The sequence below is a fragment of the Niallia sp. Kr1 genome (assembly GCF_050389805.1).
Taxonomy (GTDB): Bacteria; Bacillota; Bacilli; order Bacillales; family Cytobacillaceae; genus Bacillus_BD.
In genome coordinates, this window is record NZ_CP130945.1 from 4,970,619 (window position 1) to 4,990,877 (window position 20,259).

A 20,259-nucleotide genomic window follows, 5' to 3' on the forward strand; every position below is an offset into this window, starting at 1 on the left:
TTACATTGAGTTGATAAATTCTGAATTCTGTTTCAGCCATTTCGCTTTCCACCCTGCTATCCAGATCGACCTTGACGCTTCGTATTTTTAAAGGTACTTTTCCTGTCTAGCTTCTCCGAATAAGTCTTCGTGCCTTCCACTTTAATCAACAGCGGTCAAAATCAGCACCTTTAATAAAATTTTTACAATTTCGCAAAAAAAGCTAACTATTTAAGTATAGTATTACTTAAGTAGTCAGCTTTAATATCACTTTTTATTTTTCTTTATGCTTTAAAGATGCTCCAATAAAGTCACGGAATAACGGTTGTGGACGATTTGGTCTTGAAATAAACTCAGGATGGAATTGTGATGCCACAAACCACGGGTGATCCTGAAGTTCAATAATTTCTACTAAACGTCCATCTGGGCTTGTACCAGAGAAAATAAATCCTTTCTCTTCCATTGCCTGACGATAATGGTTGTTAAACTCATAACGATGACGGTGACGCTCGTAAACCACTTCATCTTTATAGGCTTCATATGCTTTTGTTCCTTCCGTTAACTTACAAGGATATAGGCCAAGGCGAAGAGTTCCACCAAGATCCTCAACATCTTTCTGTTCTGGAAGTAAGTCAATAATCGCATGCGGTGTTTCAGGTACAATCTCAGAAGAGTGAGCCCCGTTTAAACCAAGTACATTACGAGCATACTCGATTGAAGCCAGCTGCATTCCTAAGCAAATTCCTAAGAAAGGACGTTTTTGTTCACGAGCATAGCGAATCGCTTCAATCTTACCTTCAATTCCACGATCACCGAACCCTCCTGGTACAAGGACCCCATCGACATCATCTAACAACTCTGCTACATTTTCTTCATTTACATCTTCAGAGTTAATCCATTTAATGTCAATATCAGAATCATAAGCATAGCCTGCGTGCTTCAATGCTTCTACAACAGAAAGGTAAGCATCTTGTAATTCAACATATTTCCCAACAAGACCAATTTTTGTCTTTTTCGATAAATGACGAACTTTTTCAAGTAACTCGGTCCAAGCTGTCATATCTGCTTCCTGACAATCTAATTTCAAATGTTTACACACAATTGAATCCATATTTTGCGCTTGTAAGGCAAGAGGAATCGCTAATAGATGATCTGCATCCATACATTCAATTACCGCTTCTTTTTCAATATCACAGAATAAGGCAAGCTTGTCTTTCATTTCTTGTGTCATTGGCATTTCATTACGAACAACAATGAGGTTTGGTTGAATTCCAAGGCTACGTAACTCTTTCACACTGTGTTGAGTTGGCTTAGTTTTCATTTCACCCGCCGCTTTAATAAATGGAACAAGAGAAACGTGAATATACATCACATTATCAGAACCAACATCACTCTTGACTTGGCGAATCGCTTCCAAGTATGGCAAGCCTTCGATATCTCCAACTGTACCACCTATTTCCGTAATGACGACATCCGCATTTGTTTCACGTCCTGCACGGAATAAGCGTTCTTTGATTTCATTTGTAATATGAGGAATAACCTGAACGGTTCCTCCTAGATAGTCACCACGGCGCTCTTTTTTGATAACAGTGGAGTAGACTTTTCCTGTTGTAACATTGCTGTATTTGTTTAAGTTAATATCAATCAGACGTTCATAGTGACCTAAGTCTAAGTCTGTTTCTGCACCATCATCTGTAACAAACACTTCACCGTGCTGATACGGGCTCATCGTTCCTGGATCCACGTTAATATATGGATCAAACTTTTGAATCGTAACATTCACGCCTCTGTTTTTTAACAATCTTCCTAAAGAAGCTGCGGTAATTCCCTTTCCAAGTGACGACACTACGCCACCAGTTACAAAAATATATTTTGTCATGTTAATAATTCCTCCTCCATTACAGTTTGCGCATTTTACCTCTATTTAAAGATAAAGAAATAAGTAAATTTGTTTGCAGGTTCGGTGCCAATTTTCGACAAATACGAAACGCGAAGACACCTTGCCTAGCTAAGTATGGAAGCTAAACATTTAATGTAAACAATGTCTACTAAAAATAAAAACGCTCCACTTACTTATCTAAGTAAGGGAGCGCTACTCTTATTAGTTCATGATCTCATTTAAGAGCCCAAAAAGTATTCTACAAGTATCACATTAAAAAGTCAAGGTGTAATTCGGAACCTTAATCTTCCTCTTCCTCATCTACATCAAGATCTTCCTCTAAATCCTCTTCTTCTTCATCCAATTCAAATTCATCTTCATCAAGATCTATATCCTCGTCGATGTCTTCATCTAAATCCTCATCAAGCTCGTCATCGATTTCGTCTAGATCCTCATCATCGTCTAAGACATCATCGTCTAAGTCCTCATCATCTATATCGTCTTCAATTAAATCTTCAGGATCATCGAATCCATCTAAATCCTCATCTAACTCATCATCAAATCCGAGGTCGTCTTCCACAACTTTCTTCGCCTTTTTCTTCTTCTTCGCTTTAACAGGATTAACAATTTCTTCTGTTACTTGATCAACTGGATACCAAGTTCGAAGTCCCCATTGATTTTCGCCAAGACATAAAAAACGACCATCAATATTTAGATCTGTATAAAATTGAGCAATTTTTGCTCTAATTTCCTCATCTGAACTTCCTAGTAATGCTTTCATTTCCTCGATAATCTCTGAAAATGGAATCGCTTTTTTCTTATCAGCTAGTACTTCGTATGCAATCTCTACTAAAGACATTTCAGACAGTTCTTCTTTGGAGTATTGTAAACTCAAGACCCGCACTTCCTTTCTCTCTACTACCCATCTATGTAATAAAATAATGAAAAGTCCACAAGAATAAGAATAGGTAATATGTTCGACTAAAATACATATTCTTCATTATAAACAATTAACAGGGGTTTATGCTAGTTTTAGCCAGAGAATCTCTTGATTATTTCCTCTCTTTTTGAAAACTTTTTTTTGCATAAAAAAAGAAATAAACTGACAGAAGTAAAAAGGGAATTGCTCCAAGCTGTTTATTGTATAAAAAATAAGAAAAGGCTCCTACGCCTGACCAAATAAATAATTTTAAAAACCACTTCAAGCCTCTTCACTTCTTCCTAGTAATTAATCGTCTGTTTAATGCATCACATTTGGTCCCCCAATACCCCCTTTGACACCGGGGCATTAGACAAAAAAACTTTCAATTCCTTAAGGATTCTAACGAACTCACAAATAAAATGATCAAATTCACTCGTCGAATTTCCTTTGAAAAATCCAAGACATCCATTAGGGGGTTTTAGCTTCATTCGGGGCTTTTACCCCCACTGAACTGATAAAAGCTTGCACTCATCTCTCCACTCATTGTCGTTAAAGACTTCTACTGAAGGAAGATTAACTTTTGTTTCTTTAAATATTCTAGATATGATAGACAATTTCCTTTGCTTTTTTCAACCTTTTACTTTATTCCTTGACTGTGGATTTAACTTCTTTTTATTGATGGACCTCCATATTCATTAATCTCATGTCTTTAAATCCTTCAATCAAAAAATTCGTTTGATATACAATATACTCATCAAGCGTGAATAGTTTCCTCAATACCCATCTCCGGAATGACCACATTTGTCCAGCAACATAAATATTGTGCGCATACAATTTAATCTCATCTTCTGTTAAAAATAATTCTTTATTTTCCACACATCGTGATAACATCTTAGCAAAAAGCTCAACTAGCTCTAACTCTTTATTTAATACGTAAGGAAGAGCGTCCCTTGATAGAGATTTAACTTCTTGATACATGACAAGAACTTCATCCTGCATATCGTCAACGACACGAATATAGTGATCAATCCCAAGTCTTAAAGCATCTAATGTAGAATGTTCGGGGTTGAGAAATTTCTCAACACGCTCCTTTACCTGATCATAGATTCGGTCACAAACGAGATAGAGGACATCCTCTTTTTCACGGATATATTCATATAATGTACCAATGCTAAAACCTGCAGCCCGTGCAATCTCTCGGGTGGTTGTCCGATGAAAGCCCTTTTCGATAAACAATTTAACAGCACCATTGATCATCTGATCTCTACGTTTTTGAATCAACCGCTCATCTTTGATTGAAGCATGTACTTCCCTCTTTTTCATCCATATCTTCTCCCCTGGTTCATTCATAATTGTCACTTTCTACTAACTGAAAATTTAGAAAACATTCACTTTTTATTATAGTACAATTTAATATTTTTGAATAGGAATGATACACGAAATAATCAAATTCGCCCGTTGAATTTGTTTCCGGATAACCATCCCGAGCTCGCTCGAGAAAATTTACTTTAAAAGATCCGAGTCAACTGTTAGTGAGGAGATTAAACTTGTTTGAGGGAAATAGACCATTTGCGGACTAGAATGCAGAGCTGTTCTATTTTTAAAATAAAGTACAATTGCTACATTCAACATAGGATGGTCATTTCCCGTACATACTATGACAAAGTAGCTATACAAGGGAAAGGGGGCAGCTTCGTTTGAAAGCTTTGCTAGTGCTTTTCATTCTAGTCATATGGTTAGTGCTTGATTTTATACTTGGCCGAAAGCAGCACCTGAAACGCCTAAAGGTTAAAATCTATCCTCAACGAGCCAGTGATATCAACCCTTTTACGTCTGGACCTGAGCTTTTTAAAGATTATTTTAACGAGCTACGGAAAGCAGAAAAACATATTCATGTGCTTTTTTATATTTTGAAGGATGACGCTGTTGGTTATGAATTTTTATCCATACTTGAGGAAAAAGCAAAAGAAGGCGTGGAAGTCCGCCTTTTACTTGATTGGGTTGGTTGTTTGAAACCAAAACGTCAAATCAAAAAAAGATTACAAAATACAGGTATTGAACTTGCCTTTTCACAAACTCCTACCTTTCCATTCTATTTTTACTCTTTTCACACAAGGAATCATCGAAAAATTACAGTTATTGATGGAAAAATCGGTTATCTCGGCGGATTTAATGTGGGAAAGGAATACATTAATTTAGATAAAAAGCTTAGCCCTTGGCGAGATTGTCATATTAAAATAAAAGGGGAAGGCGTTCAAGATTTACAAGATGTCTTTTTAGCCGACTGGCAAATAGCAGCCAACATTCGTCTTCAATACCGAGATCCCTACTTCCCACCTTTAGAAAAAGGTCCCTATCAGCACCAAGTGATTCCATCTGAAGGGTTTTATCTTGAAAAAACATTTACCGATTTAATTCGTCAAGCCAAAAACACGATTATCATTGGTACACCCTATTTTATTCCAGGTAAAAATATATTTTCTGAACTAGAGGCTGCAATTAAAAGAGGTGTAAAACTGGAGATTTTGGTGCCCGGTAAAGCAGATCATCCATTAGTGAAAGAAGCCTCTTATCCCTATTTTAGAAAGCTAATCCCGATGGGCGCCGAGATTTATCAATATCAAAAGGGATTTTACCATGCCAAAATCCTAATCATTGATCAAAAAGTTTGTGATATAGGTACAGCTAACTTTGATAAAAGAAGTTTTTACTTAAATCACGAAATAAATTGCTATACTTACAATCCAGCCTATATACAAGAAGTGTTAAAGATTATTAGGCATGACCAACAAAACGCCAAACTCTTAAAGCTCAAGGATACGCAACACTTAACCCCCTGGACAATATGTAAAGAATATACCGCTAGAGCCATCTCACTTTTCCTATAAACAAAACGGGTCTGTCCATAGTGTAGGACAGACCCGTTTTTTCAAAAGTTAAGCAAGTTAAGTTTTTAAAGTTATTGGTTGTCTAGCTCCAGCGCCTACCCCCTCAAGGTCGCAAGCCTGTCTAGTGTCGGCTCCTAGGGACTCAGGTCTAGCCCGTCGTCCCTGGGCAGTCGCCTATACTTTTCTTTCAATCCGTCAAGAAGATTAAAAACCAATCTTCATGCCGGCCCGTCTTGCGCTTGGCCGTACCGGCATAAGTGCAACTACTCCTAATCTCCGCCTTACGTCTTGCCAGTCGGAGAGTTTTCTTTATCGGGGGTGGGCAAGGCGCTTATGCTTTTCTTATTACATTTTTTCTGGTGCAGATACCCCAATTAATTCTAAGGCATTCTTTAATGTAACTTGTACAGATTTAATTAATGCTAAACGTGCCGTTGTTTTCTCCATTTGTTCTAAATCTAATACTTTTTCAGCATTGTAGAAGCTATGGAAGGCAGACGCTAATTCAAAAATATAATTTGTAATGCGGTGCGGCGTTCTCTTCACAGCCGCTTCACCTACTGCTTCCGGGAACTCTCCTAGCTTTTTCAAAACATCAAATTCTTTTTCAGATTGAATGTAAGAAAAGTTAGCATCACTCTTGATTGATAGGTTTTGCTCCTCTGCTTGTCGCAAAATGGAGCAAATTCGAGCATGAGCATATTGTGAATAGTATACTGGATTTTCGTTTGACTGGGATACCGCTAAGTCTAAATCGAAATCCATATGCGTATCAGCACTTCTCATCGCAAAGAAATAACGAGTTGCATCAAGACCTACTTCCTCAACAAGGTCTCTCATCGTAACAGCTTTCCCTGTACGCTTACTCATCTTCATTTTTTCGCCATTTTTATAAAGATGAACAAGTTGGATAATCTCTACTTCAAGTGTATCCGCATCATAGCCTAATGCTTGTATCGCTGCCTTCATTCTTGGGATGTAGCCATGGTGGTCTGCTCCCCATATATTAATTAACTTTTCAAAGCCTCGCTCTAGCTTATCACGATGGTACGCAATATCAGGTAAAAGATACGTATAAGAACCATCTTGTTTGATTAACACACGGTCTTTATCATCACCAAAGTCTGTGGAGCGCAACCATGTAGCGCCATCTTGTTCAAAGATGTAACCGGCCTTTTTCAACGCATCCAATGCCACATCAATTTTACCGTTTTGATAGAGTGAGGTTTCTGAGAACCATACATCAAAGCTAACGCGGAAATCCTCTAAATCCCTTTTCAGCTTTTCCATCTCATATTTTAAACCATACTCACGGAATTGCTCGAAACGCATCTTTTCATCGATGTTAACGAACTTGTCACCAAACTCATCAGCTAAGCTTTTTCCGATGCCAATAATATCTTCCCCATGGTACCCATCCTCAGGCATTGGCTTGTCCATCCCAAGTGCTTGGAAATAACGCGCCTCAACGGAAAGAGCAAGGTTATTAATTTGGTTCCCAGCATCATTAATATAATATTCCCGAGATACATCATAGCCAGCCTTCGCTAAAATTTTACAAAGAGAATCTCCAACTGCTGCACCGCGGGCATGCCCTAAGTGCAAATCCCCTGTTGGATTAGCAGAAACAAATTCCACTTGGACTTTCTGATTTCCTCCAACCGTTGTTTCTCCATACTTGTCCCCTGCGTTTAAAATCGCTGGAATTAAGTCTGTTAAATACCCATTATTCATGTAAAAATTAATGAATCCAGGACCCGCAATCTCGATTTTTTCAATCGATGCCGCTGCTTTATCAAAGTGAGTAACGATCTCTTCCGCAATGACTTTCGGTGCTTTCTTCGCAATTCTTGCTAACTGCATCGCCATGTTTGTAGAGTAATCTCCATTTACCTTATCCTTTGGTATTTCTAAAACCACATCAGGCAGTTGGTCCTCTGTTGCCAAATTAGCTTTAATAACTGCTGCAGCAACTTCTTCTCTTAATTTCGTCTTTACTTGCTCCACTATGTTCATGAATGATCCTCCTCAAATCGAATGCTTAATTGATATGTACCTGTAACTGAACCTTGCATGTTTAAACGGTATAAAAAGGTAAATTCCCCCTGCTTTAATTCCTCGTCAAAAGAATGGTCTATATGTGATGTCGCCGTACTCAGTTCTAATACCCCATAAGGCGTTTCATAGCTACCTATTGCTGTTTTATTTTTCCGAAACGGAATTCGCATTTTAACCGCTCCCGTTCTGAGTAGAGAGCCCTCTTGACCAGATATTTTCGCAATCGTTTGAATCGTTCCCTCTTCGAGAAATTCCTCGTAACGAAGGTAAACGGAATTGGCTTTTTGATAAAAATGTCCAAACGTAATTAACTCATAGGTTTCTTTTTCTGAACCATTATGTATCGTTGTATTTACAGTTATTTTAACAGGCAATTGTTCTGTCTGTAAGCTGACCAACTGCCACACCCCTTTTCATCTATATAAAGTGGAACTTCTAACAGTGAGTGTTCTTCCCCACTGATGGTTAGTTGAGACTAGCAGTCTACTGTCACACAGACGTTTGCGTAGGCTTATAAAGTCTGTGTTCACCTTCATCTAGCCTTTACGGGTAGTTAACCCTCGCCCGCTTATCTACATTCCATTTTATCCTAAAATCCCATTATATGGAATCTCACAGTCAGTTAAGACGGGATAACCTATTAAGTATAAATTTTTTACTAGATAGTTTCAAGAGAACATCAAATTCGCATGTCGAATTTGCGACCATAGACAACCCCGAAGCTCGCTCCGAGGAATTTCCTTTAATAAATCCGAGACATCCACCAGAGGCTTTCACTTCATTCAGCCAGGGCTTGGTCCCCTACTGAATTGATAAAAGCTTGCAATCATCTCACCATCTATTATCGTTAGAGACTCCTGTATCTATCGCAAGCTTTCGATACAAAGACATTTGCTGAAGGAGGTTAAATCAAGGATGGTCTATTTCTTTCATTAGAATAACCCATTTTTTGGAAGATCAATCATAATGGTATTTAAGGGGAGGAAAAAGAGTGAAAAACACCACAAGAAAGGGGGGAACTGCCCCCTTTTTTATTTTACAAAACCTAAAATCATTTCACGGATCATTTTGCTTGCGGTATTCGCCGTTTGTTCGGAGTGATCATATACAGGTGCTACTTCAACAAGATCGGCCCCCACTACTTTCACATTGGAACGAGCAATTTCATGAATCGATGCCAATAGTTCCTTTGAGGTAATGCCACCCGCATCAACGGTACCTGTCCCTGGTGCATGAGCTGGATCTAGGACATCAATATCGATGGTTACATAAACAGGACGACCTGATAGCTTTGGTAATACATCACAAAGTGGCTTATGAACATCAAATTTAAAAATCTGTAATCCTACTTCTTTTGCCCACTGGAATTCTTCCTTCATGCCGGAACGGATTCCAAAGGAAAAAATATTCTCAGGTCCAATTAAATCAGCTGCTTTACGAATCGGTGTTGAGTGTGACAATGGTTCACCTTCATACTCTGTTCGTAAATCAGTATGGGCATCCATATGAATGATCGCTAAATCAGGATATTTTTTATGCATGGCTTTGAAGACAGGCCATGATACTAAATGCTCTCCACCCATTCCTAATGGAAACTTTCCATCTGCTAATAGTTGATCCACATATTCTTCAATCATGTCCAAACTTCTCTGCGGATTTCCAAATGGAAGAGGAATATCTCCTGCATCAAAATACTTTACTTCATCTAATTCACGGTCCAAATATGGACTATATTCCTCTAATCCAACTGATACTTCACGAATCCGTGCAGGACCAAAACGAGATCCTGGGCGAAAACTTACCGTCCAATCCATTGGCATTCCATAAATAACAGCCTGACTTTCCTTATAATCTGAATGACTTTTAATAAATACATTTCCTGAATACGACTCGTCGAAACGCATATGTTTCCCTCCTCTTGACTGGTTGGTTTAATTCCTATTTCCACTGATCTTTTATGTACATGGATCGAGATTCCAAGTGGCATTTAGACCTGGCGATACGACCTCTATCGGTTAGCTTTCCCGAACCCATTAAAAGCAAACACGAGAAAATTATAGATGAATAGGGGAAAAATGAAAAGAAAAAATAATATCAGCTGGTAATAAATGTTTAAAAACAGGAAAACATTTCAATACTATTAATATCTTTTATTTTTATAAAAAGAATTTGCATTCATATATAGCTTGTCGCCGTTTAAGGCAAGCCGCTTTCGCATTTCATTTGTCCAGCTACAGCGGCTAGGAGCTCGGGGCTTAAGCTGTGCCGGAGTGAAGGTCAAAGGACAACCTTCGCTCCAGCCCAATCTTAAGTCTGCCGCTCCTAGGCAAGCCGCTTTCGCATTTCATTTAGGGGGTGAGCTACTTTGGAAATTATGACAGATCAACGATTTCGAAAAACAATGAAATATCTTCGTGCCTTATTATTTTTAAGTCTAATTGGTACAGGTTTAATGGCATTATGTATGGTTGGAATATTGACCTACGCTAAAGTACTGGGTCCTCCACCTCTTGTAGTCCCGCAATCCACCTTATACTATGCAGACGATGGAAGTATCATTGGTGAAAGCCATAATGGACAAAAACGTTATTGGGTGAATATTGATGAGATTAGCCCTTATTTAATTGACGCAACACTTTCCATTGAAGATCGAAATTTTTACAATCATAACGGGTTTGATTATAAACGAATTGCCGGTGCTGTGGTTGCTGATATTAAAGCCATGGCAAAGGTTCAAGGCGCTAGCACGATAAGCCAGCAATTTGCCCGTAACCTATACCTTGAACATGAGAAAACATGGAAACGGAAATTAAATGAAGCCTTTTATACGATTCGTCTTGAAATGAATTATTCCAAGCAAGAAATTCTCGAGGGATACCTTAATACGATCTATTATGGGAATGGGGCTTACGGAGTCCAAGCAGCCAGTCAATACTATTTTGGGAAGGATGCAGCGGATTTAACTATAGCGGAAGCCTCGATGCTTTCAGGAATTCCAAAAGGACCCAGCATTTATTCTCCGCTTGCAAATATGGAGAAGGCAAAGCATAGGCAAGAAATCATCCTTTCGGCGATGGTTGAAAATGAAAAGATAACTGAAGAACAGCAAGAGTTAGCAAAACAAGAACAACTAACGATTGTTGGAGAGCACCAGCACAATACCTTAGTTACCGCCCCTTATTTTCAAGACGCGGTCCGGCAGATTTTGAAAAATGACTTACAAATTGATGAAAGAACGATTGAGTTGGGTGGTTTAAAAGTGTATACCACCTTAGATCGCGAAATACAAAAGATTGCAGAGGATACGATTGCTGGGAGAATGACTGAGGATTCAGATATCCAAGTGGGATTTGTAGCAATGGATCCAAAGAATGGCTATGTAAAGGCATTAGTTGGAGGCAGAGATTATACGAAAAGCCCTTTTAACCGAGTGACCCAAGCGGTAAGACAACCAGGATCTACGTTTAAACCAATCCTTTATTATGCAGCATTGGAGCAAGGATTTACCCCAGTAACAAAGATGTATAGCACCAAAACCACCTTCCGTTTTGATGATGGTCGGGCAGAATACACTCCGACTAATTTTAATAATCAATATGCGGAAGATGATATTACGATGGCTCAAGCCCTTGCCGTTTCAGACAATGTTTACGCGGTTAAAACCCATCTCTTTCTTGGGGAACAAACGCTAGTGGATACCGCTAAGCGCTTTGGCTTAACGACTGAGATGGCCGATGTTCCCTCACTCGCACTGGGAACAGGTGGAGTAAGAGTGATCGAAATGGCAAACGCCTACAGCCTATTTGCGAATGGCGGAAAACAGGTAGAACCTGTCATGATCAAGCGCGTGGAGAATCATAAAGGCGATATCATCTACGAGCACCCCGAGGAATCAAAAGAAGCTTTGCGTCCTGATTTAGCTTTTGTCATGACCCATATGATGACAGGGATGTTTGATCCTAAATTAAATGGATATGCCAGTGTAACAGGAAGTTCGATGTTGAAGAACGTAACCCGTACCTATGCGGGCAAATCCGGTTCAACCAATGCAGACCGCTGGATGATAGGATTTACCCCACAACTGGTGTCCGCGGTTTGGACCGGGTATGATGATGGTCGAGAGCTAGAACTTACAATCGATAAAGGTTACGCCAAAAAGATTTGGACCCAATTTATGGAGGAAGCTCATAAAGGGGAACCTGTTAAATCATTCAAGCCTCCAAAAGATACCGTCGGTGTCTATATCGATCCGATTACGGGAAAATTAGCGACAGAGGATTGTGAAGTACGAAGATTCACCTATTTTGCAGTCGGGACAGAGCCTACCGAATATTGTACGGAGCATTTATACCATCAAGATCAATCTGCAGATGATAAAAAGGTACCTCCTGAAACTCCTGAGGAGGAAAGACCAAAAGTTCCTTGGTACAAAAAGATTCTGCCGTGGACCTAATGCGTTAAGCCGCTGTTTGGAGTCTGTTTGGATTCCGAATGGCGGTTTTTTTTTGCTATGTGGGGATTTTACTGCCTTTCTGTCGGACTCGATTACTGCTTTATCCCTCGTTCTTGTCCGTTTGAACCGCTCTATCGGACTCGATTACTGCTTTATCCCTCGTTCTTGTCCGTTTGAACCACTCTATCGGACTCGGTTACTTCCTTAGCCCTCGTTCTTGTCCGTTTGAACCCCTTTATCGGACTCGGTTACTTCCTTAGCTCTCGCTCTTGTCCGTTTGAACCACTCTATCGGACTCGGTTACTTCCTTATTCCTCGTCCTTGTCCGTTTGAAACGCTCTATCGGACTCGATTACTTCCTTAGCCCTCGTCCTTGTCCGTTTGAACCACTCTATCGGACTCGGTTACTTCCTTAGCCCTCGTTCTTGTCCGTTTGAAACGCTCTATCGGACTCGATTACTGCTTTATCCCTCGTTCTTGTCCGTTTGAACCACTCTATCGGACTCGATTCCTTCCTTAGCCCTCGTTCTTGTCCGTTTGAACCACTCTATCGGACTCGGTTACTTCCTTAGCCCTCATTCTTGTCCGTTTGAACCCCTTTATCGGACTCGGTTACTGCTTTATCCCTCGTTCTTGTCCGTTTAAAACGCTCTATCGGACTCGATTACCCCTTTTTTTGAAAAGTTGCCACAATCACTAATAGCTTACAAACAAAAAACCACTATTCTTCAAAAATAGTGGCTCTTCTTCATATCCGCTTACCCCAACAAGTCATTCTTCAATTGCTGTGAAGAATTCTCCCACATGTCGGCATTGTGTGTTTTCAAAAACTCTCGTAATATTTCTTTTGATTTCTCATCCATATGATCAACAATGATATGGCGCTTAATCGATTTATCCATGCGGTTCACATGCTCAGGCAATGACTTATAGCCTCTTCGAATCGAGCGATCTACTGTCATTTCACAAGCTGTAACACCCGCATAATAAGGACCCTCCTCATTACGATCAATCGTCACCCATACAAGCCAATATGGTTTCCCGTTTGGAACTTCCTCTTTATTCACTAAAAACTTAATTCCCTTTTCAACTACACTACGGGCGTGCATAGCACCGATATCAATTGCTGCTTCGCCTTCTTCTACATCAATGATCACCGGCGATACATTATCAAGACTCAAGGCGCCTTTTCCAAAGCCTTTATGTCCATCAAGTGGTTCATTTTTAATAATATTAAATTCAACTTTCTTTTTCTTTTGTTCCATTTATAAAAACTTCCTTTCTCTTCTTTTAAGGCAGTATTATCCCATTTTAAAATTCCCCAACACTATACATGCTTAATTTCAACATCGAACTTTAAAAGAACAATCCATAGAAAAAGTCGCTCAATCCACCGACTACCCATGGTAGCACAGTGTTAAAAATTGGGTGAATGGTATATGCGTCAAGAGGGGTAATCACCAGAATTAAGAAAATTAACGTTCCATACTGTTCATACTGGGTCATCTTAGCACGTAAATTCATTGGCGCCAAATCCTCTACTATACGATATCCATCCAGCGGTGGTAAAGGAATTAAATTGAACACAAATAGCATAGCATTCAACCCTATAAAGACATTAACAAAGTCTGGAACGAATGCCGGTAAACTCGCTGCAACCCCTGAAGCTAATAAGACATACCAAATAATGAAACCTAGGCAAACGAGAATCAGATTGCTAAGCGGTCCAGCAAATGAAACTAAAATCCCTGCCATTCTTGGTTTCTTAAAGTAAAAGCGATTCACCGGAACAGGGCGGGCCCAGCCAAATCCAGCAATAAAAATTAAAATCGTCCCGAACGGATCTAAATGGGACATTGGGTTTAATGTCAGTCTGCCCTGATTCTTGGCAGTATCATCACCAAATTTCCATGCTGTAAATGCATGGGCAAATTCATGAACCGAAAAAGCAATAATAAGCGTGATTGCTACATACGGGATCTGTTCCAATGGATAAGCTAAAAATTGTGAGAATCCGTCCAAACGAAAAACTCCTTCGTGTTTACTTGTAGTTGCCTATTCTTTTGAGTTAGTCTAATCAAAATTATACATGATCCTTAAGATAAAGTGAAAAATGAAGGTTCATTTCATAGTGAACTTCATCTATCCAAACACAGGTGATTCCGACTTGCGTATTGAATATATTTATGGAAAACTAGAGCTAGTCAACAAAAACTTAAGATCAATGGGAGGTCCAAACCAATGCCATATGTAACGGTTAAAATGCTTGAAGGAAGAACAGAGGAGCAAAAAAGAGCACTCGTTGAAAAAGTAACTCAAGCAGTAGTTGAAACAACAGGTGCTACTTCAGAAAAAGTAACCGTCTTCATTGAAGAAATGAGCAAAAGCAATTATGCAACCGGGGGTAAACGCCTTAGCGATCAATAATAACTAAAAAGGAGTCCATTATCTACTAAGCATAGATATCGGACTCCTTTTTTATCAAGCAATCGGCGCTTTTTCTTTCAAAGAATCAATATATTCATAGGCCTGATCCACTTCTTCTACCGTATAACGTTGTTTACTTTTTAGAGTAAACACTTTTTCTTGGACTTCTTCTTTCGGTAAGTTATGAAAATATAAAATCGTAGATACAAGCTCGAGGAATCTGGCATTTTGATCGTTCATATCGGTCATGCATTCTTGTAAATGAGGGATATCCATTTTATTGAGCGCTAAAAATTGCTGTCCGTCTTCCGTTAACGTATAACGATATTGGTAATATCCACCCTTTTTTTCCTTAACCTCATTCAAAAATCCCATATTACAAAGTTCTTCAATTCGAAGTGTTAATTCTTCAGAATAAGGGCCAAAAAAATGAAAGTTAAACTTTTCTCCAAATGGGAATGCTAGTTTTTTTGCAATGTATATCATTTTTTGCAGTTTTTTTCTGCCAATAATCTCACCAGACTCTGCGATCGCATGCATGATTTTAGTATGATCCTCTAACATGGGTTCAACTCCTACTCCGAATCCTTAGTCTTTTGACCATGTTAAACTTGGGTGTTGATTTTCGTTTAAGCCCTTCTCTATCCGCTCAATCTATGCCTAGACCACCGTGACACACCATATTTACGGTGTCTTACCTGTCCCGCTCACACGAATAGTCATCGTGTATTCTACAACAATCAACAGTAAATCCAAAATCAACATGATCCTTTAACACAGCTAATCTTTTAAATCCAGCATTTCACGGATTTGCTTTTTAATATTTCTTTTCGAACGATGATCGTATAACACATCAACAGGAAAATACAATTTATGATCGGTTCTTCTTTTTCCAGAAATGGCATCCACGATCTCTGACTCTCTTGAAAGCTCATGGATGTCTCCATTTTTCATCAGTAATCCAATCGGCAGACGTTCTTCTTCTTCACCTGGACGGTAAAAATCATAGGGTAAGTCTGAAGAAGAATCGACAACTAAATAATAATCTGGGTCAATTTCAGCTTTTTGAAACAATGACGATAGCTCAACGACCTTGCGATATTCTTTAGCCGGATCAAACTCAACATATTTAAACAAATTTCGATTCACAAAGCGACGACATAAATCACTTAAAATCGGATCATCCTCATCCTGCCACATTTGGAAATAATAAAGAATGACAGACTCGTCCAATTTTAAATAGTCTTCAAGGGTAATTTCTGATTCAAATAAAGAATAAAAGTGGATGGGATGTGACTTAAAGGAATAATACTGTTCATGGAGCGCCTTCGCTCGGTGTAGGATTTTTGTTAAAATCACCTCTGCACTGCGTGTCACAGGGTGGAAATAGACTTGCCAATACATTTGATAACGACTCATAATATAGTCTTCTACCGCATGCATTCCACTCTTCTTAATGACCACTTGGTCCTCACGCGGTCTCATGACCCGCAGAATTCGTTCCATATCAAAATGCCCGTAGCTTACACCTGTATAATAAGCATCCCGCTGCAAGTAATCCATCCGGTCAGCGTCAATTTGACTGGAAATCAAGCTAACAACTAATTTATTTTTATATGTTTTCGCAATGACTTCTGCTACGTTCTTAGGAAAGTCGGGATCAACCTTTTGTAAAACAGCATTTACCTCAGTAGCTCCTAAAATAATCGCTTGCGTAAATTGTTCATGGTCCAATCCAAATACTTTTTCGAAGGAGTGCGAAAAGGGCCCGTGTCCTAAATCGTGGAGAAGTGCGGCACATAAGGAAAGTAGACGTTCATCATGGTTCCAATCAGGTCGCCCTTCAAATACATCATCCACAATCCGGCGTATAATTTCATATACTCCTAGAGAGTGGTTAAATCGACTGTGTTCAGCACCATGAAAGGTTAAATATGTGGTTCCTAGCTGCTTGATTCTTCGCAACCGTTGAAACTCTTTTGTCCCAATTAAGTCCCAGATGACACGGTCGCGCACATGCACATAACGATGTACAGGGTCTTTAAATACCTTTTCTTCTGATAGTTTTTCCTCTGCATAGGCCATTTTCTTCCCTCTTTCATTTAGATCATACCTATGTTAATTCTCCAACCAGCCCACAATTCCTTCCAAAAATCGACAAAAGAAGAAAATAGCACATCCACTCACAAATCCGAGCTGCTTGTGACATACATATAGGGTCAGGAATAAACATTGTACAAGGTAGAGGAAAAACCCCCATAATATGGAAGTTTATTATTTGTTTAACTTTTTACAGATTTTCTCTTCAAGCTCCGCCTCTGATAAAGCCGCGAGTGGTCTATTATTAACAAACGCAAAGGTTTTTTTACGCCCTGGTCCACAATAAGATTGACAGCCTATCTCAATTTTTGCCTCAGGATCTATTTTCTTTAATAACGGGATTAATGTTTTTAAATTCACTGCCTGACAATCATCGCAGACACGAAACTCAGTTGCCATTTTTACGTTTACATCCCCTTCTATGTTCTAACATACTCTTCTATTAAAAGGTTAATACTAGTGTTAACATCTATTTTCACTATGAGGTATTTTACAGCTTTATGTTTTTAATTGCAAGTTGACAAAGTCAAAGCATGATGATAGTTAAAAAATTTTAATTGTAAAATCTACTATCCTTTTAATCACCTTGTATAAGAAATCAATAAGATGGGCATGATGAAATTAACGCAATCTTTTTATAAATAAAACTAATCATTACGGGAGTTGAAGAAATTGAAAGTAAGACAAGATGCATGGACAGAAGAGAATGATTTATTGCTAGCTGAAACTGTACTAAGACATGTGCGAGAAGGAAGTACACAACTCAATGCATTTGAGGAAGTTGGGGACAAGCTTAATAGAACCTCCGCGGCTTGTGGCTTCAGATGGAATGCCGTTGTAAGGCATAACTATGAAAAAGCACTACAGCTCGCCAAAAAGCAACGGAAACAAAGACAACGGATTTTAGGTAAAGACCAAGGTGGAAAGAAGAAACTATTATACTCTCCGCCGCAACCTAGTATGGAAGAAATGGATTCCCTTTCTACTACAACGGAAATTCAAATGCCTACAGAAATACAAGAATATCAAAACACAAATGTTGAAATGAGTGAGGAAATTGCTGCAACCCCAACTACAAACACAGTGAATCCTACACCGGTTTCAACGGATCCAGGTTCCATTGATTATGTAATTACCTATTTAGAAAACTTAAAACGTTCTAATCTACAGCTTGATATTTTAAAAACGGAGAATGAAAGATTAAAGCGCGAATTAGCGGATGCTAGAGCAAAGAATAAAGATCTTCAAAAGAAATTAGAGGAAATGGAAGAGAATACAGGCATCATGCAGGAGGACTACGAAACGTTGATGAAAATCATGAATCGTGCCCGCAAGCTAGCCGTATTTGAGGAAGAAGACCGTTCCTCGACTACTTTTAAAATGGATCGAAACGGGAACCTAGAAAAAGTCGCTGAATAGCCATTAGAGGAAGATTGGCAGCATATCCTTCGTAAAAAAAGGTCGCAAACATTTGCGACCTTTTTTAGTGTTCTAATACTTTATCATTTCTCTCTATAACTCTTTCTAGATAATCTGGAAACAGCAAAACTTCCTCCGTTGATAACGACTCCATTGTTAGCCTATCCGACTTGTTCTGTAGAACCTTTAAAAATCGCATCATGACGTCAGCAATGGTCAGTTGAGTAGAAAGAAGCTCTGACAACGATGACATGACATCTGGAACAATTTTCGGGTAAATATGCTTCGTTTCTGCTCCCTTAATACTTCGGTCATAAAATGTTTTAATCAATGACGCTCGCTCACTGCCACTGCCATTGACACAAAGATAGATCTGGACGGCCACTCCGCCACGGATTCGCCGCTGCGAAATTCCAGCAAGCTTTTTCCCATCTATACTAAGATCATAACTTCCAGGACAGTAGGAACCAACAATTTCTCGTGCTTCAATAACCTGATCAAAGTCACGAAACATCTCTTTAACAAGTTCCCACATCGCATCATAGCCGCGATTAATATCAATCCTTTTTACTTCCTCAGGAAAAACGAGTGATAGATTTAATACTCCCTCATCAAGAACAACCGCTAGTCCACCTGAATTCCGTACAATCACGTCATATCCGTTTTCTCTTAGAAAGTCGACTCCTTCTTGTAAAAAAGGAAGTTTTGTATCTTGGATTCCTAATACAATGGTATTTTGATGTACCCATGCTCTTGCTGTCGCAGGCGACAATCCTTTACCTACGGATGCACAAAGAGTGTCATCCATTCCAAATGACTGAAGAGCTCTGTTATATAAACCTGAAGAGGATTGATCGATGACCCTCCAATGGTCTTGGACTAATAATTCATGACTTTTCACCATCTGCTTCTCCTTGAATTCGATTTTCCTACACACCATTATATCACGAGGATTCCAATACATAAAAAGAGCCAGTCTAGCAAGCTAGACCAGCTCTCTACATATATTATTTTATTAACGCTTGTGCCGCAGTAATTAACGCTAATTTATAAACATCATCCTCGTTACATCCGCGAGAAAGGTCATTTACTGGAGCGTTAAGTCCTTGCAAAATTGGACCTACTGCATCAAAGTTTCCTAGACGTTGAGCAATTTTATAACCGATATTACCCGCTTCAAGGCTAGGGAATACAAATACATTCGCATCTCCTTGAAGAACAGAACCCGGAGCTTTACTTTTTGCAACAGATGGAACAAAGGCCGCGTCAAATTGGAATTCCCCATCAACGACTAATTGTGGCGCACGTTTCTTTGCTTCTTCAACCGCATTTGAAACTTTTTCTGTTTCAGGAGATTTAGCTGACCCTTTTGTTGAGAAACTCAACATCGCAACACGTGGTTCAATATCAAACATTTCCGCTGTTTTAGCACTTTCGATGGCAATTTCAGCTAAATCATTGCTGTCTGGCGCAATATTAATCGCACAATCAGCAAATACATATTTCTCATCTTCACGAGCCATGATGAATACACCCGATGTTTTGCTAACCCCTTGTTTTGTTTTAATAATTTGTAAGGCTGGGCGTACGGTGTCTGCTGTAGAATGTGCGGCACCGCTTACTAGACCATCAGCTTTACCTGTATAAACTAGCATCGTGCCAAAATAGTTTTCATCCAATAAAATCTTACGTGCATCTTCTTCTGTTGCTTTTCCTTTACGACGTTCAACAAAGGAAGCTACTAATTCGTCAAATTGTGCATAGCTAGCTGGATCGTAAATTTCAGCTGCATCCAAAGAAACATTCAATTCTTTTGCTTTTGCTTCTACTTGTTCAATGTTCCCAACAATAATCGGTGTTAATACCCCTTCTTGTGCTAAACGACCAGCAGCAGCTAATACTCTTTCATCTAAACCTTCTGGAAAAACAATTTTCACATTTTTACCAGTGATTTTTTCTTTTAAACCTGTAAATAAGTCACTCATCATGGTACCTCCTAAATTCATTTCCATTATTAGCATACTCTACCAACATAAAAATTCAACAAAATACGACCTAATTTGCGAGAAGTTTTATAATTCCGATTGTTTGCAAAAAAACATCCCGCATCTACTCTTTTACTATTCTCTAATTT

The 20,259-nt window shown here is 39.0% G+C and carries 17 protein-coding genes; 4 read left to right on the top strand and 13 right to left on the bottom strand.

Annotated elements, in window-relative coordinates; all coding sequences use genetic code 11:
• Positions 1–253: 253 nt before the first annotated feature.
• From Q5760_RS24630 to Q5760_RS24640, 3 genes are all read right to left on the bottom strand, one after another.
• Positions 254–1,858 (bottom strand): CTP synthase, encoded by a 1,605-nt coding sequence (locus Q5760_RS24630; protein ID WP_428910127.1) that lies wholly within the window; start codon positions 1,856–1,858, stop codon positions 254–256.
• Positions 1,859–2,159: 301 nt separating this feature from the next.
• A complete protein-coding gene (gene rpoE / locus Q5760_RS24635) occupies positions 2,160–2,762 on the bottom strand; it encodes a DNA-directed RNA polymerase subunit delta (RefSeq protein WP_428910128.1) in 603 nt (200 codons plus the stop codon).
• Between the two features lie 690 nt (positions 2,763–3,452).
• Complete coding sequence (locus tag Q5760_RS24640; protein ID WP_428910129.1) at positions 3,453–4,103, bottom strand: TetR/AcrR family transcriptional regulator; 651 nt, start codon at positions 4,101–4,103, stop codon at positions 3,453–3,455.
• A gap of 374 nt (positions 4,104–4,477) precedes the next feature.
• On the opposite strand from Q5760_RS24640, the gene cls reads away from it, so the two are divergent.
• On the top strand, positions 4,478–5,668 hold the full coding sequence (gene cls, locus Q5760_RS24645; RefSeq protein ID WP_428910130.1) for a cardiolipin synthase: 1,191 nt from the start codon (positions 4,478–4,480) through the stop codon (positions 5,666–5,668).
• A gap of 345 nt (positions 5,669–6,013) precedes the next feature.
• On the opposite strand, the gene argS is transcribed toward cls, so the two are convergent.
• The 3 genes from argS to speB all read right to left on the bottom strand — a co-directional run bounded on the left by argS (position 6,014) and on the right by speB (position 9,630).
• Positions 6,014–7,684: an arginine--tRNA ligase gene (argS, locus tag Q5760_RS24650; protein WP_428910131.1), complete on the bottom strand. Its 1,671-nt coding sequence runs from the start codon at positions 7,682–7,684 to the stop codon at positions 6,014–6,016.
• On the bottom strand, positions 7,681–8,124 hold the full coding sequence (locus tag Q5760_RS24655; protein WP_428910132.1) for a DUF1934 domain-containing protein: 444 nt from the start codon (positions 8,122–8,124) through the stop codon (positions 7,681–7,683). The genes argS and Q5760_RS24655 overlap by 4 nt, the downstream gene beginning before the upstream one ends.
• Positions 8,125–8,757: 633 nt before the next feature.
• Complete coding sequence (gene speB / locus Q5760_RS24660; RefSeq protein ID WP_428910133.1) at positions 8,758–9,630, bottom strand: agmatinase; 873 nt, start codon at positions 9,628–9,630, stop codon at positions 8,758–8,760.
• 461 nt (positions 9,631–10,091) lie between these two features.
• Here speB and Q5760_RS24665 point away from each other — a divergent pair, with 461 nt between their 5' ends.
• Positions 10,092–12,179 carry a transglycosylase domain-containing protein gene (locus Q5760_RS24665; RefSeq protein WP_428910134.1) on the top strand — a complete coding sequence of 696 codons (2,088 nt, stop codon included), beginning with the start codon at positions 10,092–10,094 and terminating at the stop codon, positions 12,177–12,179.
• A 758-nt stretch (positions 12,180–12,937) separates the two neighbouring features.
• Here Q5760_RS24665 and Q5760_RS24670 read toward each other — a convergent pair.
• Positions 12,938–13,444, bottom strand: a complete 507-nt coding sequence (locus Q5760_RS24670; RefSeq protein WP_428910135.1) for a YwhD family protein — start codon at positions 13,442–13,444, stop codon at positions 12,938–12,940.
• A gap of 91 nt (positions 13,445–13,535) precedes the next feature.
• The gene (locus tag Q5760_RS24675; protein ID WP_428910136.1) at positions 13,536–14,201 is read right to left on the bottom strand and encodes a site-2 protease family protein; all 666 of its coding nucleotides are present in this window, start codon (positions 14,199–14,201) and stop codon (positions 13,536–13,538) included.
• A gap of 219 nt (positions 14,202–14,420) precedes the next feature.
• Here Q5760_RS24675 and Q5760_RS24680 point away from each other — a divergent pair, with 219 nt between their 5' ends.
• The gene (locus Q5760_RS24680) at positions 14,421–14,606 is read left to right on the top strand and encodes a 2-hydroxymuconate tautomerase (RefSeq protein ID WP_428910137.1); all 186 of its coding nucleotides are present in this window, start codon (positions 14,421–14,423) and stop codon (positions 14,604–14,606) included.
• 54 nt (positions 14,607–14,660) lie between these two features.
• Here the strand turns inward: Q5760_RS24680 and Q5760_RS24685 are convergent, their stop codons facing one another.
• The 3 genes from Q5760_RS24685 to Q5760_RS24695 all read right to left on the bottom strand — a co-directional run bounded on the left by Q5760_RS24685 (position 14,661) and on the right by Q5760_RS24695 (position 17,105).
• Positions 14,661–15,170: a YwgA family protein gene (locus tag Q5760_RS24685; protein ID WP_428910138.1), complete on the bottom strand. Its 510-nt coding sequence runs from the start codon at positions 15,168–15,170 to the stop codon at positions 14,661–14,663.
• Positions 15,171–15,386: 216 nt separating this feature from the next.
• On the bottom strand, positions 15,387–16,691 hold the full coding sequence (locus tag Q5760_RS24690; RefSeq protein WP_428910139.1) for an HD domain-containing protein: 1,305 nt from the start codon (positions 16,689–16,691) through the stop codon (positions 15,387–15,389).
• A gap of 189 nt (positions 16,692–16,880) precedes the next feature.
• Positions 16,881–17,105: a DUF1450 domain-containing protein gene (locus Q5760_RS24695; protein ID WP_428910140.1), complete on the bottom strand. Its 225-nt coding sequence runs from the start codon at positions 17,103–17,105 to the stop codon at positions 16,881–16,883.
• A gap of 273 nt (positions 17,106–17,378) precedes the next feature.
• Between Q5760_RS24695 and Q5760_RS24700 the strand changes: the two genes are divergently transcribed.
• Entirely contained in the window at positions 17,379–18,125 is a 747-nt protein-coding gene (locus Q5760_RS24700; protein ID WP_428910141.1) for an RsfA family transcriptional regulator, read from the top strand.
• Between the two features lie 64 nt (positions 18,126–18,189).
• Here the strand turns inward: Q5760_RS24700 and Q5760_RS24705 are convergent, their stop codons facing one another.
• Together Q5760_RS24705 and pta are read right to left on the bottom strand one after the other, a co-directional pair.
• Entirely contained in the window at positions 18,190–19,029 is an 840-nt protein-coding gene (locus Q5760_RS24705) for a lipoate--protein ligase family protein (RefSeq protein ID WP_428910142.1), read from the bottom strand.
• 103 nt (positions 19,030–19,132) lie between these two features.
• Complete coding sequence (gene pta, locus Q5760_RS24710; RefSeq protein ID WP_428910143.1) at positions 19,133–20,110, bottom strand: phosphate acetyltransferase; 978 nt, start codon at positions 20,108–20,110, stop codon at positions 19,133–19,135.
• Between the last annotated feature and the right edge of the window lie 149 nt (positions 20,111–20,259).